Raw genomic sequence first — 14,278 nt, 5'->3', positions numbered from 1 at the left:
ATGAATTCACTGACGACGGCGCCAGGCGCACCTCCCGCCACCACCGCACGTGCCGCCTCACCTGCCCGTGCCGCCGCGGACCCTTACCGGCCGGAGTTCCACTTCACCGCCGAACGCAACTGGCTGAACGATCCCAACGGGCTGGTGTACCTCAACGGCACCTACCACCTCTTCTACCAGCACAACCCGTTCGGCCCGGACTGGGGCAACATGTCCTGGGGTCACGCCACCTCCCCGGACCTGCTCCACTGGGACGAGCAGCCGGTGGCCATTCCGTGCGACGAGCGCGAGGCCATCTTCTCCGGCTCGGCGGTGTTCGACGAGCACAACACCAGTGGCCTCGGCACTGCCGGGAATCCTCCGCTGGTTGCCATCTACACCAGCGCCTACAGTGACCCCTCACCGTTGGCCGGCCGGCAGGCCCAGTCGCTCGCCTACAGCCTCGACGAGGGGACTACCTGGACAAAGTACTCCGGCAATCCCGTCCTGGACCGCGCGTCCGCGGACTTCCGGGATCCCAAGGTTTTTTGGTACGACGGCGCTGGGGGCAGTTACTGGGTGATGGCCGCCGTTGAGGCGGTGGAACGCCAGGTGGTGCTGTACAAGTCGGCCGACCTGACGAACTGGCAGTACCTGAGCACCTTTGGCCCGGCCAACGCCACCGGCGGAGTCTGGGAGTGCCCGGACCTCTTCGAGCTGCCCGTGGACGGCAAACCCGGTGAGACCATGTGGGTCCTCATCGTCAACATCAATCCGGGCGGCATCGCCGGCGGTTCCGCCGGGCAGTACTTCCTGGGCGCGTTCGACGGCGTGGAGTTCCGTTCCGAGTCGACGGTTACGGAGGGCTTACAACAGGACGGCAGCCGGATGCGTGAGTACGGCTGGCTCGACTGGGGCCGCGACTACTACGCCGCGGTCTCCTTCAGCGGGGTAGCCGACGGCCGGCGGATCATGATCGGCTGGATGAACAACTGGGACTATGCCGGCTCCACCCCCACCGGCGGGTGGCGCAGTGCGATGTCGCTGCCGAGGGAGGTCTCGCTGGCCAGGCTGGACGGGAAAATGGTGCTTCGGCAAACGCCCGTTGACCCGTTTGCCGGGCAGGAATCCCCAAGCTTCAGCCTGGGTCCGCAGGCCCTGGCATCTGGTATCCAGCAGCTGCCGGTGGCGGCCGCCGTGGCGCGGCTGGACGTGGTGTTCCAGCCGGGTGCAGCAACCCGTGTGGGGCTGGTGGTCCGGGCCGGCGCAGCCGAACGTACCGTCATCAGCTACGACGTTGCGGACGGCGTCCTTCGCCTGGACCGGCGGAAGTCGGGACGGGCAGATTTCCATGCAGCCTTCCCTTCCGTCGAAGCCGTCGCCGTTCCGCTGCGGGATGGCCGCCTTCGACTGTCAGTCCATCTGGACCGCTGCTCCGTGGAGGTCTTTGCCCAGGACGGGCTCGCCACCATCACGGACCTCGTGTTCCCTGCGGAGGCGAGCACGGCCCTGGCGGTCTTCGCGGAAGGTGGGGGCGCGCACCTCGTGGCGCTCGACGTCGTCGGACGCTAACGCTGGCAGGTGGTCCCGGCGTTCGGGACCATTCCTCCTCAGGCTGGGGACGTTTCGGCTGAGCCCGTGTCGGCAGCCTGCAGCCAGGTGGTGAGCACCGCGCACGCGAGCTCGAGGTTCCCCATCTGGCAGTGCTGGTCGGCGTTCTCAGCCCGGGTGAACACGCGTGTGGTGACGCTTCGGGCCGCCACGAGCGCCCTGGCTTGTGCCCTGGCCAGCGCTGACGGTTGGAAGGCGTCGTTTTCACCAACCATCAACAGCACGTCTTGGTTCACCCGGCCGCTGCCCAAGTGGGTGGCGTTCATGCCCAGGAACCATTCGGCGACGTCCGCCGGGTCATCGCTGTTGAGCATGTACAGGACCTGGTCCACCACAACACGCAGGGTGGGAAACAGCCGGGCCCGGGTCCGCACGCTCCAGCGCATGAAGCCGCGGCGCCGCACCATCCCGCGTACCGGGCCGCGCGCCACGCGAGGGAGCCTGTAAAGCCAGTCGTACACCGGCGGCCAGGCCACCACCCGGTGGATCCGGGGCTCGCGGCCTGCGGCACGCAATGCCCAGTACCCACCCATCGAGATGCCCACCAGGGCGGCCTGGTCGAGCCGGAAGTGGTCCAGCACCGCCCCGACGGGCTTCTCCCAGTCGTGGTCGAAGGTGAGCCCGTTCAACGTCCGGGCACCGCCTTGGCCCGGGCCCTCGAAGGCAATCACTTGGAAACCTGCGGCCGCGATCCGCTGGCAGATGGGGAAGAACTCCTCGATCAGGGAGTCGAACCCACCGTGCAGCAGCACCGTCCCGCCGTTTCGTGGGCCTGACGCCGGAAGCGAATAGGCTGGCAGCGACGCCCCGCCGTAGGGGATGTTGTGACGTGTCAGTCCAGCACCGAATGCCGTGTCGAAGAGCTGCAGGTAGCGGCGGTAGCGGGCTGTTTTCTCCACTGACCGTGGCGGCGTGAAGAACTCCGCGATCCTCGCGTAACCCGCCGCCTGCCGGTGCCGGTCCTCTGCTGCGGCCCGGTTGGACAAGGTCTCGAACACGGCGGCACAGTCATCCATCCCCCGCACCTGTGTGGCGGCGCTGAGCAGCTCATCCCGATCCGCAAATCCCAGGGCATGGGCGCGGTTGAGTTGGTAGTTGATGAAGTCCCGTCGATGGAATCGTTCAAACCCCACGGGAAGGGCCACAAGCTCCGGATCGCTCACATCGCGATCGTACTCTTGCGCTGATGGACGGCGCAGTAGGCGGCGGCGCTTCGCTGTGCTATTTCCCGGCTGCCCGATGCCAAACGTCATTGTCGGACCCCCTTGGCATGATGGGTTCATGGGCAGGGAAGCGGTGGCGGGGGCGTTTGCGGATATCAGGGCCGCTCTTGCCGTGCTCAACGCTGAGGTGGACGGGTGTGGTTCGGAGCCGTTCTCGGCCGTTGATCCGTTGGCCGGACTGGCGGATGGGAGCCTGGACATCCTCGCCGGCGCGGCGGCTGTGGAGGCCGGCGTGGCGGGCCTGAAGGCCCGAGCTGCCATGAAGTACGCCGGCACCGCCCATGCCCTGGCCCCTCCCGGGATGCCGGTGCAGGCGCAGGAAATGGCTGTGGCCGCCGAGATCGGGTGCGTGCTGGCCATCGGGCCGCGGGCCGCCAGCGCGTTCCTGGCCGTATCCCACGCCCTGACCAGCACCCTGCCCCTGACCCTCGCGGCCCTGCAGGCCGGCACGATCTCGTGGCAGCACGCCCGGGGCATGGCGGACGAGGCAGCCACCCTCGATGCCGCCGGCGCCGCCGCCCTGGAGGCCCACTTCCTGGACCCGGACACACCCCGGCCTGCCGGTGCGGCGACGATCGGGGAGATGCCGGCGTACCGGTTCAGGCACAAGGCCCGGACCTGGCGGGAACGCCACCATCCCGAATCGCTGGAGAAACGCCATACCAAGGCCGTGGCGGACCGGCGGGTGGAATACAGTCCTGACCAGGACGGGATGGCCTGGCTTTCGGCCTACCTCCCCGCCCACCAGGCAATGGCAGGCTGGAACCGGCTCAACGCCCTCGCCCGGGGAATGCAAGGCCCCCACGAGGCCCGCACCCTCACCCAACTCCGCGCCGACCACTTCGCCTCAGCCATCCTCACCAGCGGCACCAGCACCAGCAGCGGCGACGGGGCAGAGACAGGAACGGATCTCACCCCTTCGTCGCGGATCCGGGCGCAGGTTCTCGTCACCGTGCCGGTCCTCGCCCTCATGGGAGTGACCGACGAGCCAGCAATGCTCGACGGGTACGGACCCATCCCAGCCTCCATGGCGAGGGACCTGGTCGCCAACGGCGCCGATGCGTTCCACCGCGTCCTGGTCGATCCGCGGGACGGGGCCCCGCTGGAGATCGGGCGGACCAGCTACCGGGTCACCAAAGCCATGCGGAACTGGCTCCGGCTGCGCGACGGCACCTGCCCCTTCCCCGGCTGCAGCAACCCCTCCCTGGACAATGAGGCAGACCACCTCCTCGCCTGGCACCACGGCGGAACCACCGGCATCAGCAACCTCGGACAACCCTGCCCCAAACACCACAAACTCCGGCACACCACCGGCTGGACCCCAACACCAGCCACCACAAACCAACCACCCGGCTGGACCTCACCCACCGGCCGCCACTACAAAAGCGAACACCAGGACTGGGAACCACCCCACTGGCCCCAACCTGTCCTGTCGGCCATGCCCGCGCACCTGAAACCCCGGGAGCGCCGCAACGGGCAAGAGCATCAACCGAAGCCCTACCCGCCCATGCCCGCTGAGCCCGGCGGCCACGCGGACTATTTGTACATTCCACGGTCCCCAGGAGAAGAAAGCCTGCACCGCTTCCTCTACGGCGGCTCCTGACCGCTGCGCAGCTCCCTGCCTTCGGCTCCCCTGCAGGGGATTCCGCGATTGACCGCGGCTTGTCGGGCTGCAGACGGCCGGTCAGGCTTGCCCGGGCGGGAAACGGGAAGCGGCTCAACAGCCGGTTCTAGCTGGGGCTTTCAAGGCGCTGATTCAGCCCGATCGCGGAGGTTCAGCAGCATCTTGCGCATCATCCAGAAGTCGCCGAACTCAAGCAACAGGGAGAAGGCGATAGTGGGCGAGAGCCACCGGTACCGCGAGCGCACACGGCTGATCAGTCGCGTTGAGCCGTCCGAAATGGGGTCGAGCTGCCACGTCCAGGTGGTGTCACCGGGCGTACCCCAGATCATCGACTTCGGTGCGTCGATCTCCTGGACTGGCATGCCATGCTTGCCGTCGGGACTCATGGGCACAATGTCTCCCACGGCGAGGTCCTGAAGTTCGGGGATGATGCGCCGGGCGCTTGGACGGCCCAGGTTGTCGAGGATGTCGTAGCTGTACCAGCCGGCCCGGGTGAGTCCGTCCTGGACCAGCCACGGCCAGATCCGCTCCGGAGGGGCGCCAACCGTGACCGCTCGCGTGGCGTTGAACGTTGGTCCGGGCACGAGGTCATCTCCGGGCAAAGCACGCGAGACCTCTTCCGGCGTCGCGCCCCAGTGGAGCTGCCACGGACGCACGTACCGGGCATAAGTGGTGACCGCAGCGGCAGCTGTGAGCACGATGCCCAAACGCCTGTGGAACCGCATCACCCCAGTTTGCGCGTCACTCCCCTGCCAGGTCCAGAGGCCAAACGTCACGGCCGATTCAGCGACCGCCCAGGCCCTGGAGGATTGCTGCGCCCCATTGCGCGCTGTTAGCCAGGACCACGAAACCGACTGCCGGAACGCTCAACGCCCAGGCTGCCTGCCGCCGTCGTGCTTGTTCAACCATTATCCGGAGGGCAGTGAAGCTGTCCTGAAGGGCTGGCAGTTCGCTTGCGGCAAAAGGCTTCCGGCACCAGGTCCCCGGCCGGACCGCCGCCGACGCGATCTGGGCCACTTGCTCCGTGCCCAGGACGGGCTGGCTCCGGCGCAGCCAGGAAAGGAGCCGTGCGTCCGTCACCACGGTCACGCGCTCGGGCCGCGCTTTGATGGTCAGGCTCTTCGGTTGGACGATGACCACAACGCCGGTCACCTCGACGGGGAAGCCAGCAGCGGAGCCCAGAAGTTTTGCTGCCCGGGCAGCTTCGTAAGCAGCGCTACGAATGTGGTGGGTCCTCTTTCCCGCAACCAGGAGTGCCCGCCCTGCCACCCAGACGGGCTGGCCGGAGTGGTTCTTGGTGTTCAGGGTGAACACTCCCGCCGGCCCCACCAGCACGTGGTCAATATCCGAGGAACCCGTACCCACCGGCACGGCATGCAAGACCAGCCACTCGGGACCCAGCCCTTCAAGAATCCGTCCGACGGCGATTTCGCCGAGAGCCCCCTTGTACCAGGGCATGCTCTCCGGACTGAGTGGGCTGGCACCAAACACCCGCTGCAGCCAGCTACGGCGCGGAACGCGGCTTTGCACCGCCATCAACTCTTCGAGCACTGCCTGCCCGGGAACCCGCTCCCGCAGCAGCTGTGGCATGGCATCAGGGCTCATGGTCGTCTCCAAACTTTCGGATGCTGGACAGCGTAGATCGGGGAGAGTTCGGAAAACAGCGGCGGAGGGCCCTGTTTCGGAATGCTTCCGGAATATTTGCCCAACGTTGAGCCCTTCTTGCGGAAACACGGAATCTGGTGCTTCGTCCAGCGCTTCGCACCCCCGTGGCACATCCTTCTAAGGCAGACCGTCCACCGCGTCGAGCCCGCGCCGGGCGACGACGTACCCCCAGAGCAACAGCGCGTGGGGACGGGTTCCCCGCCAGCTCAAGGGGACAGAAGCGCCGTCCCGCTCCACAAGGGTGGCTGACCAGCGGCGGCGGACCAGCCCGGGCCGGCGGAGGCGGAGATTGGTGAGGGAGGCATAAGGGATCCAACGCCCTGCGTGCTGCTTGGCGAGTCTGACGGCTCGCGCCGGCGTCACGGTGGCGCGCTGAAAGCGAGGATTCTCGCCCTGGTCCAACGGACCGTGCGGGATGGTTCCGGCGGGCAGGATAAGGATGCCGTTCATGTTGACCCACACCTGAACCCGCCGGCCACCGCTGGCGGCGTCCCCGCAAACCAGCCGGCACAGGTCATCGTCCTCTTCAGGTTCCACCGGCTGCGTCGGACGGGACGTAGTGGTTGAGGCGTCCAGGTGGACTTCGCCTCCAGCCGGAACATCCTGCTGGTCCGCGACATAGGGGTCATGCGCCCTCACGTTGGCAGCTGCGACAGCCTGCATCACGGCCGCGCGCAATCCATCGGCGCACAACCGGGGCGCATCAACGGCGAACACCTCGCGATCGAGCTGGACAACCGAGCGGACGCCAGCCTGCCGGCCCAGGAGTTCTGCCAGATCGTCATGGTCGCGGCGAACAAACAGGCCGACTTCATCGCCGAGTCCCACCTGCCAGCCGTGGCCGGCAATCTCGGGCTCGGCGTCGGGATCAACATCGATCCAGTCCGCCAGCTCCGCTGCACCAACGGGTCCCAGATCCTCCCCTGCGCCGTAAGGCATAAGGAGTCCCAAATGGTGCAGAACATCAGCGGTGTGAACAGTACAGTCATGTTTGTTCAGTCGGTGTTGCACCAGCAGGCTCCCCCAGGATTAGTGCGGGCCAGGACCGGGACCGCACTAAGGGCGGGCATCGGTACTCTTCCTGGGTCCGCAGCGACATGTCATCGAATCAGCCGGTCTCGAAGTGAGTTCGATAGTAAGTCATTTCGACTGGGGCGAGGCCAGCCCCGGACCAAAAAAGTTTGATCCTTTACTTGGGCACGTTGCCGTGCGGCATCCGCACCGCTGGCGGCCATGTCAGTTCCAAAGGGACCTTGGGCTCTGGGTGCCGGGCCCGGCCGGGTCGTAGTGTCAGGGCAACCAAAATTTCCGTGGCGGCGTCCACGGCTTCCGTAGGGTACCCGGACACCACCTACTTCAGGAGACAGTTAAGATGCTTTCGCTTCGAAGCGCGGACCACCACGGATCGGCCCGCACTCCTGGGAATCGGGTTCCGCGAGCCATCGGGACCGCAGTGTCTGTCGGTGTCCTTACCCACGTCGTGCTGCCCCGTCTTTTAGGTAGGTGGGGTGCTGCCGGGTACGAGGCGGGTATGCCGCTACCAGGCGATCACCTGATCCCAGGGCCCGACTCCGTGCAGACCATGGCAGTGACCATCTCCGCGCCGCCTGCCCAAGTATGGCCCTGGCTGGTGCAGATGGGGGTTGACCGGGCTGGACTGTACTCATATACGTGGGTTGAGAACGGGCTGCTCCATTTGGGCGTAACCAACGCGGATCGGATCCACCCGGAGTGGCAGGACCTTGTAGTCGGTGACACCATCGCCTTCACGCCCGCCCACTACCCCGGAGGGCGCATGGGGCCCCGGGTAGTGGAGCTGGAGAGCGGCCGGCACCTCGTCCTCGACGCAAGCCCCGGCGCGCCGGCGGGCACGGTTACCGGCACGTGGCAGTTCATCCTCCACGAAGCGGACGACGGCGGGACGCGGCTGCTGCTGCGGACGCGCACCGGTCCGGGGCGGCCGGCAGGACTGCGCTTCATGGACTTCCTGCTTCAGCCGGGTTATTTGGTCATGGATCGCGCGATGCTGTTGGGCATCAAGCAGCGCGCTGAGCGGCAGGCGAAGAAGGATCAAGCGTTTGCGGAAAGTCCGCTCAGCTAATTTCGGCCTGTGCTCCGGGCGATCGGGATAGAGCGAGTGCCCATCCACCGGCGGTTCCAATGGCCAGCAGCACTGTGACGAAGCCGATGGCCGGTGCGCTCGGCCATGCCAGGGCGCCGCCATACCGCAGCAGGGCAAGCGCCTGCAGAATGACGAAGGCAACCGAGGTCAGGGCCACGGGGCGTACGGTGCGGAGGTCGGCGCTGGACTGGCCCTGCGCAGCCGACCATCCCAGGCCGACCAGCCACGCTCCGACCGCCCTCGCCGTGAGCTCGGACAGTGTCCAGGGCCACCACGTGGCGGCATAAGCGGGTATTGCCAGAAGCGCCACACCGAAGCACAGCAGTACCCCGGCGATCCCCACCATGAGCAGCCGTAGCGCAGGGGGCAGCACCGGCCGACCCGCCGTCACGGACGTTGGGGCAGGACGCCGGGAGCGGATCTGCATCCAGCTGACCACGAGCATCGCCACGGGCACCATGGCATAGATCGCCAGCCACGCCCAAGTGGCTATCTGGGCCAGTGCGCCATTTTCTGGCGAGAGGTGGAAGCGATCCAGATGAAGCAGGGTGACCCCAAGAGTCAGCGTAGTGAAGACGAACACGGGCCAGACTGCCAGCCTCGCTGACTCCCAACTCGCTGAGCGGGCGCCCGTCACCTCCAGACCGGCGGCCGACCAGTATGCCGCCCCGAGGAAGACGGCGGTCATGGGCGGATTGACTGTCCATGCGAACCATTCCGCAGTCCGCAGCGGAAACACGAACAGCACGAGCCCGGCAAGAAACACGAGGAATGCAGCAACGTAGAGCAACAGCCTCATCGCCGGGATCAACGGTGTGGCCTCAGTTGAAGCGGACATCTCCGGGCAGCTCCTCGGGTACGGCAGCATCACCTGGGGCAGGGGGCGAAGCAGGCAGGAGGTGCTCGGCCAGGTAGGTATGGAGCATAGATACCACTGTGGCGCCGTCCCCCACGGCGGTAGCCACCCTTTTGATGGAACCGGCCCGCACGTCGCCGATCGCAAAGATGCCGGGCATGCTGGTTTCCAGGGCCAGCGGATGCCTGCCGGGCATGACGGACCCGGCGTCATGAACATCCCGGTTGGTGCCAGTGCGGAGGAAGCCGGCCTGGTCACGCTCTACGGTGTCGGGCAGCCAGGAGGTCCGCGGCACCGAACCGATGAGCACAAATAAACCGCCAGCTTCGATCTCCTCACCCGGCGTTGCGTCGGGGGCGCCGGGTGCGGCGACCTTGACCGAGGCAAGGAATCCGTCCCGGTCGCGTGCGCCCACGATCACGGTGCCATAACGGATCGCAACGTTCCTGGTAGCCTCCAGCTGGGAGATGAGGTATTCCGACATGCTCACCGACAGGGTGGGTCCACGCACCAGCAGCGTCACCTTCTTCGCGAACTTCGCAAGGTGCAGGACCGCCTGTCCGGCCGAGTTGCCGCCCCCCACAACGCAGACGTTTTTTCCGGCCATCGACGGCGCCTCGGAGACTGTGGCCCCGTAGAAGACGCCCCTGCCCACCAGATCCTCTATCTGGGGTATCCCGAGGCGGCGGTAGTCCACTCCGGTGGCCACCACTACTGTGCGGCACCGCACCACGCTGCCATCGGAAATCGACACAGCGTACAGTGCTCCGTCCGGGGCGAGGCCTTCCACCTTCCGCAAGAACAGGAAGTCGGTGCCCAAAGTCCAGGCCTGGTGAAACGAGCGGTAGGCCAGATGGGCGCCGCTGACACCGCGGGAGAAGCCAGGGTAGTTGCGGATCAAGGAGCTGGTGCCGGCCTGGCCCCCCACAGCCTCTCCTTCAACCACCATGGTGGCGAGGCCCTCCGAGGAGGCATAGACGGCGGTCGCAAGACCGGAGGGGCCGGCTCCAACCACCACCACATCGAAAATCTTGTCCGGTGGTGGCGGTCGCGTCACCCCCATCGCTTCGGCAATCTCCAGGTCAGTTGGGTTCTGCAGGACAATTGGTGACGCAGTGAACTCCAGCACCAGGACCGGCAGCATGGGGTCGCGCAGGCCAAGGCTCTCCAGCGTCCGTTCCGCCGTCTCGGACCCCACAGGATGGAAGCCCACTGGGATGTGGTTTCGGCTCAGGGAATCGCGCAGCGAATGGGTTCTCCCGTCGCCAACCTCCCCGATCAGCCGGACCGCCTCGAACCCGACCCCCTGGGCCAGGTGCCAGTCATCAAGGGCGTCAGTGATCGCCCCATGGAATTCTTCGTCGCGCGAGCGTTCGGGTCGTATGATCAGCAGCTCCGCGTGCCCCTGCCCGATCGCACGGAATACGGTGGGCGCGCTGGCGAAGTCACCCCATGTCACCACAACTGCACGCTTTGCGGCCGGGTGAAAGCCATAGGCACGACGCAGGAAATCGAGCCCACCGCGGTCAGCTGGCCCGTAACACCCGAGTATGAGCGCGACCGGGCGGTTCCAGCGCCGGAGCCCCTCAAGCACCGCCCGCCCGTGGGCGTGCCCCTCGCAGGCCACCACCTCATAGTCGGCACCGTAGCGCCGGCGTAACTCGTCTCCGAGAATGCGCCGGGAGTCCGAGTCTGAGGTGGCAATCAGCATGATCGGAACCGAGTGATCCATGGCCGCCGTCTTTCCGGTTCAATGGTTCGGTGGCGCTCACGATACTCGCGCTGGGACAGTGCAGACAAGGGCGCGGAGATTCTGCCAGAATGGCTCCCGACAGGGCCGCCGGGATGACCTGAGCAGGACCGGAGTGATGGACATGGAGTACCCCTTGGAGGACCGCCCAATTGCGGGGATCAACCTTGCCGCCACACCCAGTGGAACGGGATGCCTGGAGTGCCTTGGCGGTGACGGCCCGGGTTGGTGGCTGCATCTTCGCCGCTGCGCACAGTGCGGCCACATCGGATGCTGCGATTCATCTCCGTCCCAGCATGCCAGTGCCCACGCGCGGAAAGCCGGTCACCCCGTCGTGAGGTCCTTTGAACCCGGGGAGGACTGGTTCTACGAGCACACCACGAAGAAATTCTTCCGTGGCCCCAGGCTTCCGGACCCTCAGTCCAGGCCACCGGAGCAGCCCTCACCTGCACCGGCGGACAAGGTACCGGCAGACTGGCGGGAGCGCCTCCACCCAGTAGGTAGCGATCCGGAGTAAACCGGGCCAACTCCAGCTAATGACCCGGAAGCTGGCAGTGGCTAAAATCAGGGTTCAACGCTCCAACTGGCTGAGGGCACGGCGTCCGTGGAGCCGAAGAGTCCCAGGCGAGCAGAGAGGCCAGCCATGGATTTCAGTGCGTCCCCTGAATATCAGCTCAACCCTTTCCCCTACTACGAACGCATGCGGGAAACTGCCCCCGTCTATTACGACGAACAGTCTGGCAGTTGGCACGTCTTCCGGTACGACGACGTTCAGCGGGCTTTGTCCGAATATGCCACCTTCTCGTCGCACATGGGAGGTGATGATGCATCGGGGACCGGCCAACTGTTTTCCTTGAGCCTGATCGCCACAGATCCTCCAAGGCACCGGCAGCTGCGCTCCCTGGTTACCCAGGCGTTCACTCCCAAGGCCGTGGATGCGCTGGCTCCCCGCATCGCCGGGCTCACGGACGAGCTGCTGGAGGGCATCGCGGACCGCGGCAGCGCGGACCTGATCAAGGCGTTGGCGTACCCGTTGCCTGTCATAGTGATCTCTGAACTCATGGGAATCCCCGCGCAGGACCGTGAGCGCTTCAAACGGTGGTCGGATGTGATTGTCAGCCAAACTCGGGCTGGTTCGGCCAGTGAGGATCACACCGCAGCGAACATGGAGATGACGGAGTACTTCCTGGCCCTGATCGACGAACGCAGGAGCCGCCCGGGCCAGGACCTGATCAGCACCCTGCTGGCAGCGGAGATTGACGGCCAAAAGCTGACAGTGCCCGAACTGCTCGGTTTTTGCGCCTTGCTGCTTGTCGCAGGCAATGAAACCACCACAAATCTGATCGGCAACGCCGTTTTGTGCCTGGCTGAGAACCCCGGAACCATGGAGCGCCTGCTCAGGGAACCAGCCCTGATTCCCCAAACCATCGAGGAAGTGCTGCGCTTTCGGTCGCCGGTGCAGTCCATGTACCGGTTGACGGTGGCGGAGACCACCCTGGGAGACGAAGTGATTCCAGCCGGAGCACCGATCGTGGCGTGGATCGGCTCCGCCAACCGCGACGAGAGGCAGTTCCAGCGGCCTGCCGAGTTCGATGTTGATCGCGGCCACAACCGGCATTTGGCATTCGGCCACGGCATTCACTTCTGCCTCGGCGCGCCGCTGGCCCGGCTAGAAGCCCGGATCGTGTTGGAGGCCCTGCTGGCCCGTTTGCCCGGGCTTTCCCTGGAACAGGGCGTTCACCTGGAACGAATGGACAGCACCATTGTCTATGGGGTGAAGGCACTCCTGGTGAGTTGGCAGCCGGCCTGACCGGCAAGACTTGGTGCGACTATGGCGGCGAGGGACAGGCGGCAGGTGGTTGCGCTTGCCGCGTGCTCGTTAATGACCCTGATGGGGTGCTCTTATGACTACCCTGAGCCGGAGTATCCGCCAGCAAGTGGCACTGATCCATTGAACAAGCCAACCTCTGCCCCGGATGCGTCGGCCGTGTCCCCGCCGGTGTACGTTGACCCGCTGGTACTGGAGCGGGAGGTCAAGAACTATGGTGAGCTGGACCGGCTCCTCAAGGCAGTGCCGGGACCCGCCATTCTTTTTGAGGAGGGGCCATTGGATGGCCCGGTCAGGGGCTTTGGAGCAATGGAGAAGGTGCCGGCGGCCGGACAGTACACCGTCACCGCAGCCTGTGTTGGTGCATCAGGCGCCAAGGTTTCCGTTGGCCAGGAGCATCCGGGTGCGCCCTTTCAGCCTCTGGAGCTGGCGCTGGATTGTGCCGGGTCCACTTCGAAAGTCATTGAACTCGAGCAGGGCTACATTTTCGCGCACCTGGACCTTCCCGGGCCCGGTGATACTCCGTGGACGGGGGCAGTTGGCGGGGTCCGCGTGACAGGCCCCCTTGCCGCAGCAGAAGGCGGACGATAACGTCCCACTGCTCACCCCGGCTGGTCCTCAAGGGACGAGATGATACTGCCGCAGCCCTGGAAGAACATCCGGCGGCCAAGACCGCCGTCGGCCCAGATCCAGACAATGGAGTGGTCGCCCGTCATGGCATCCACGACGCCCGTGCCGGACAGGCCGGCGTCCAGGAAGCTCACCCTCTCCCCTACAGTGAACCGCGGATGCCGGGTCCTCTTCCGGCGCAGCCTCGAGTGGGAGGTTCCGGCTACCACTGGAGGACGCCTGTTGGCTGGGAGGTGAACACGTTCATGAAATTCCTTGGGTCGCGGGCGGTTCTGCCAGCTCATTACAACCCTGCCCGCTGCTCCCAGGTCACGCATACACGTGGTGAAGCCACAGTATCCGTATTGGTGGGACGCTGCACCGGGAACGCTTGTTTTTCGAATGTGACCGGACAACACCTTCCAGCCATAGACTGCATCCATGAAAACGGGTTGGGGGATCCTGGGCGTTGCCGCGCTGATCGCGGTCACGCTGCCGGCTGCGGGCTGCAGTACGGCGTGTCCCGCCATTGGCTACGTCAGCACCCTCGAAGTGACCGTTCAAGGCGGTGCGGAAGCTGTCGACGACGTCCAGCTATGCACGGACGAGGGGTGCTCGGCGCCAGAACCCACTGCAGACCCAGCCGCTTCCCTCGCAGTCACCGACCACTGGATACAGCTTCCCGGTGGAGGATTCTCCCCCGCACCCGGCCCAAGTGTCCCGCCGCCCGCCTACCCCGACACCCGCTACATCGGCAGCAGGCAGGGCGAGGACACCTGGCGGTTCACCTTCATCCCTGGCCCGGTACCCAGTTACATCACCCTGCGCGCCCTCGCTACGGACGGCTCGGTGCTTGCCGAGCAGGTGAACGATCTGGAGTGGACCAGGGAAGACCCCTTCAATCCTTGCCCCGGCCCGGTCACTACTCCCCCGGTGGTCTTCTTGGTGGGTGAACGATCACCGTGAGTGGTCTGTGACCTGTGGCCGGCAGATTTCACGAGCCTGGGTGGG

The 14,278-nt window shown here is 65.9% G+C and carries 14 protein-coding genes; 7 read left to right on the top strand and 7 right to left on the bottom strand.

Going from position 1 to position 14,278, the window contains the following annotated elements; all coding sequences use genetic code 11:
- Positions 1-1,551: a glycoside hydrolase family 32 protein gene (locus IEX33_RS08680; protein ID WP_188729414.1), complete on the top strand. Its 1,551-nt coding sequence runs from the start codon at positions 1-3 to the stop codon at positions 1,549-1,551.
- 38 nt (positions 1,552-1,589) lie between these two features.
- Here the strand turns inward: IEX33_RS08680 and IEX33_RS08675 are convergent, their stop codons facing one another.
- Positions 1,590-2,753, bottom strand: a complete 1,164-nt coding sequence (locus tag IEX33_RS08675) for an alpha/beta hydrolase family protein (protein WP_188729411.1) — start codon at positions 2,751-2,753, stop codon at positions 1,590-1,592.
- Positions 2,754-2,871: 118 nt separating this feature from the next.
- Between IEX33_RS08675 and IEX33_RS08670 the strand changes: the two genes are divergently transcribed.
- Positions 2,872-4,416, top strand: a complete 1,545-nt coding sequence (locus tag IEX33_RS08670) for an HNH endonuclease signature motif containing protein (RefSeq protein WP_188729410.1) — start codon at positions 2,872-2,874, stop codon at positions 4,414-4,416.
- A gap of 140 nt (positions 4,417-4,556) precedes the next feature.
- Here the strand turns inward: IEX33_RS08670 and IEX33_RS08665 are convergent, their stop codons facing one another.
- The 3 genes from IEX33_RS08665 to IEX33_RS08655 form a co-directional block, all read right to left on the bottom strand.
- Positions 4,557-5,162, bottom strand: a complete 606-nt coding sequence (locus IEX33_RS08665; protein ID WP_188729408.1) for a hypothetical protein — start codon at positions 5,160-5,162, stop codon at positions 4,557-4,559.
- A 58-nt stretch (positions 5,163-5,220) separates the two neighbouring features.
- The gene (locus IEX33_RS08660) at positions 5,221-6,042 is read right to left on the bottom strand and encodes a nuclease-related domain-containing protein (RefSeq protein ID WP_229675299.1); all 822 of its coding nucleotides are present in this window, start codon (positions 6,040-6,042) and stop codon (positions 5,221-5,223) included.
- A gap of 177 nt (positions 6,043-6,219) precedes the next feature.
- The gene (locus IEX33_RS08655) at positions 6,220-7,041 is read right to left on the bottom strand and encodes a hypothetical protein (RefSeq protein WP_188729406.1); all 822 of its coding nucleotides are present in this window, start codon (positions 7,039-7,041) and stop codon (positions 6,220-6,222) included.
- Between the two features lie 643 nt (positions 7,042-7,684).
- On the opposite strand from IEX33_RS08655, the gene IEX33_RS08650 reads away from it, so the two are divergent.
- Complete coding sequence (locus IEX33_RS08650; RefSeq protein WP_229675333.1) at positions 7,685-8,203, top strand: SRPBCC family protein; 519 nt, start codon at positions 7,685-7,687, stop codon at positions 8,201-8,203.
- On the opposite strand, the gene IEX33_RS08645 is transcribed toward IEX33_RS08650, so the two are convergent.
- Both IEX33_RS08645 and IEX33_RS08640 read right to left on the bottom strand, forming a co-directional pair.
- Positions 8,196-9,062 (bottom strand): hypothetical protein, encoded by an 867-nt coding sequence (locus IEX33_RS08645; protein WP_188729402.1) that lies wholly within the window; start codon positions 9,060-9,062, stop codon positions 8,196-8,198. The two genes, IEX33_RS08650 and IEX33_RS08645, sit on opposite strands and share 8 nt — an antisense overlap.
- The gene (locus IEX33_RS08640; RefSeq protein ID WP_188729399.1) at positions 9,046-10,812 is read right to left on the bottom strand and encodes an FAD-dependent oxidoreductase; all 1,767 of its coding nucleotides are present in this window, start codon (positions 10,810-10,812) and stop codon (positions 9,046-9,048) included. Before IEX33_RS08640 ends, IEX33_RS08645 begins: the two co-directional genes overlap by 17 nt.
- Here IEX33_RS08640 and IEX33_RS08635 point away from each other — a divergent pair.
- The 3 genes from IEX33_RS08635 to IEX33_RS08625 all read left to right on the top strand — a co-directional run bounded on the left by IEX33_RS08635 (position 10,811) and on the right by IEX33_RS08625 (position 13,249).
- Positions 10,811-11,347, top strand: a complete 537-nt coding sequence (locus tag IEX33_RS08635; protein ID WP_377089983.1) for a UBP-type zinc finger domain-containing protein — start codon at positions 10,811-10,813, stop codon at positions 11,345-11,347. The genes IEX33_RS08640 and IEX33_RS08635 overlap by 2 nt on opposite strands.
- An 87-nt stretch (positions 11,348-11,434) precedes the next feature.
- Complete coding sequence (locus IEX33_RS08630) at positions 11,435-12,640, top strand: cytochrome P450 (protein ID WP_229675298.1); 1,206 nt, start codon at positions 11,435-11,437, stop codon at positions 12,638-12,640.
- A gap of 141 nt (positions 12,641-12,781) precedes the next feature.
- Complete coding sequence (locus IEX33_RS08625; protein WP_229675297.1) at positions 12,782-13,249, top strand: hypothetical protein; 468 nt, start codon at positions 12,782-12,784, stop codon at positions 13,247-13,249.
- 11 nt (positions 13,250-13,260) lie between these two features.
- On the opposite strand, the gene IEX33_RS08620 is transcribed toward IEX33_RS08625, so the two are convergent.
- Positions 13,261-13,422 carry a hypothetical protein gene (locus IEX33_RS08620; RefSeq protein WP_229675296.1) on the bottom strand — a complete coding sequence of 54 codons (162 nt, stop codon included), beginning with the start codon at positions 13,420-13,422 and terminating at the stop codon, positions 13,261-13,263.
- A gap of 286 nt (positions 13,423-13,708) precedes the next feature.
- Between IEX33_RS08620 and IEX33_RS08615 the strand changes: the two genes are divergently transcribed.
- Positions 13,709-14,233 carry a hypothetical protein gene (locus tag IEX33_RS08615; RefSeq protein ID WP_188729395.1) on the top strand — a complete coding sequence of 175 codons (525 nt, stop codon included), beginning with the start codon at positions 13,709-13,711 and terminating at the stop codon, positions 14,231-14,233.
- The last annotated feature ends 45 nt before the right edge of the window (positions 14,234-14,278 follow it).

This window comes from Pseudarthrobacter scleromae (assembly GCF_014644515.1).
GTDB lineage: Bacteria > Actinomycetota > Actinomycetes > Actinomycetales > Micrococcaceae > Arthrobacter > Arthrobacter scleromae.
Note: the sequence above shows the minus strand (reverse complement) of the source record. Positions and strands in the feature narration are given on the sequence as shown.

Coding starts and splice junctions, on each gene's coding strand:
- IEX33_RS08680 (WP_188729414.1), top strand. CDS start 1: ATGAATTCACTGACGACGGCGCCAGGCGCACCTCCCGCCACCACCGCA.
- IEX33_RS08670 (WP_188729410.1), top strand. CDS start 2,872: ATGGGCAGGGAAGCGGTGGCGGGGGCGTTTGCGGATATCAGGGCCGCT.
- IEX33_RS08665 (WP_188729408.1), bottom strand. CDS start 5,162: ATGCGGTTCCACAGGCGTTTGGGCATCGTGCTCACAGCTGCCGCTGCG.
- IEX33_RS08660 (WP_229675299.1), bottom strand. CDS start 6,042: ATGAGCCCTGATGCCATGCCACAGCTGCTGCGGGAGCGGGTTCCCGGG.
- IEX33_RS08655 (WP_188729406.1), bottom strand. CDS start 7,041: ATGCCTTACGGCGCAGGGGAGGATCTGGGACCCGTTGGTGCAGCGGAG.
- IEX33_RS08650 (WP_229675333.1), top strand. CDS start 7,685: ATGGCAGTGACCATCTCCGCGCCGCCTGCCCAAGTATGGCCCTGGCTG.
- IEX33_RS08645 (WP_188729402.1), bottom strand. CDS start 9,062: ATGTCCGCTTCAACTGAGGCCACACCGTTGATCCCGGCGATGAGGCTG.
- IEX33_RS08635 (WP_377089983.1), top strand. CDS start 10,811: ATGGCCGCCGTCTTTCCGGTTCAATGGTTCGGTGGCGCTCACGATACT.
- IEX33_RS08640 (WP_188729399.1), bottom strand. CDS start 10,812: ATGGATCACTCGGTTCCGATCATGCTGATTGCCACCTCAGACTCGGAC.
- IEX33_RS08615 (WP_188729395.1), top strand. CDS start 13,709: ATGAAAACGGGTTGGGGGATCCTGGGCGTTGCCGCGCTGATCGCGGTC.